Raw genomic sequence first — 1646 nt, 5'->3', positions numbered from 1 at the left:
CTGCTCGACGGTGACGCCGGGGACGTCGTCCTGGTCGACGCCCGGCACGACCTCGTCTCCGCCCGGACCCTGTGCTCGCTGCTGGCCTCGACGGGTGTCGCCGCCTCGCTGGTCGCGGTGCTGGCCGAGGGCGGCCTCGTCGCGCTGTCGGCCGACTGGGGCGTCGACGACGTCGTGCTCGACACCGCCGGCCCGGCCGAGGTCGACGCCCGGCTGAAGTGGGCCGCCGCCCGTCGGCTGGCCGCCGCTGCCCCCGCCGACGGCCTGGAGGGTGGCGTGACGAAGGCCGGCGAGCTGGTCATCGACGAGCACAGCTACTCGGCGAAGCTCCGCGGCCGCCCCCTGGACCTCACGTACAAGGAGTTCGAGCTCCTCAAGTACCTCGCCCAGCACCCGGGCCGGGTCTTCTCCCGCGCCCAGCTGCTGCAGGAGATCTGGGGCTACGACTACTTCGGTGGCACCCGCACCGTCGACGTGCACGTCCGCCGGCTGCGCGCCAAGCTCGGCGCCGAGCACGAGGCGCTGATCGGCACCGTGCGCAACGTCGGCTACAAGCTCGACCAGCAGGTCGCCGACGCGACCGCGGCGGCCAACGTGGCGGCGCTCGACACCGGTGTCCCGCTCTCCTGAGCCCGGCCCGCTGAGCCCGGTGCAGGTCGAGGTCTCCGAGCGGCTCCCCGCCGCCGCCGTGGGGGAGGTGCGGGCCCTGCTCGAGGCCGCGCTGGCCGCCGACGGTGTCCGGCCGGTCTCCGAGGAGTCCGAGCTGCGACTGCAGCACGGCGGCCCGGTCGGTGGCGCCGACCTCGTCGTGCGGGACGACGCCGGCACGCTGCTCGGCTACGCCCGGCTGGAGCTCCCGCCCGGCGACCCGGAGGCCGAGGCCGAGCTCGTGGTGGCCCCGGCCAGTCGCCGTCGCGGCGTGGGCACCGCCCTGGTCGCCCGGCTCGAGGAGCTCGCCGGCGACCGTCCGCTGCGCGTGTGGGCCCACGGTGAGCTGCCCGGCTCGGCAGAGCTCGCCCGCCGCCGCGGCTACGACCGGGCGCGCGTGCTGCTGCAGATGCGCCGGCCGCTGGACGGGGTCGACCCCGACCCCCGCCCGGTGCTGCCCGCCGGGGTGTCCGTCGCGACGTTCCGGCCGGCCACCGACGAGGACGCCTGGTTGCGGGTGAACGCCCGCGCCTTCGCCTCCCACCCGGAGCAGGGCCGGTGGACCCGCGGCGACCTGGCCCTGCGCGAGGCCGAGGCCTGGTTCGACCCGGCCGGGTTCTTCCTCGCCTGGCGGGAGACGCCGGGCGGGCGAGAGCTGCTGGGCTTCCACTGGACCAAGGTGCACCCGGCCGGCGACGTCGGCGACGAGCCGATCGGCGAGGTCTACGTGCTCGGCATCGACCCGGACGCGCAGGGGATGCGGCTGGGGCGGGCCCTGACCGACGTCGGGCTGGCGCACCTGCGCGCCCGGGGGCTGTCCGCCGTGCTCCTCTACGTCGAGGAGGAGAACAGCACCGCCGTCGCGCTGTACGAGCGGAGCGGGTTCACCCGGCACGCCGTCGACGTCTCCTGGCGGCGCGAGCCCCGGCGCTGAGCGCCCTCGTCGCCGTCCCTCGCTGAGCGGCCCGATCCGCCCGTCGGCGCCCCGCCACGCGGCG

2 protein-coding genes are annotated in these 1646 nt (G+C 76.7%); both read left to right on the top strand.

Translation table 11 applies throughout. From position 1 onward, the window contains the following. Window positions 1–630: response regulator transcription factor (locus G5C62_RS26925; RefSeq protein ID WP_164703401.1), on the top strand; the 630-nt coding region annotated here is incomplete at its 5' end. After that, window positions 614–1582 (top strand): mycothiol synthase, encoded by a 969-nt coding sequence (mshD, locus tag G5C62_RS26920; protein WP_164703400.1) that lies wholly within the window; start codon window positions 614–616, stop codon window positions 1580–1582. The genes G5C62_RS26925 and mshD, both read left to right, overlap by 17 nt. Window positions 1583–1646: the final 64 nt, after the last annotated feature.

The sequence above is a fragment of the Modestobacter sp. KNN46-3 genome, from assembly GCF_011039295.1.
The sequence above is the reverse complement of the archived record's forward strand: the minus strand, read 5'-3'. Positions and strand labels throughout refer to the sequence as shown.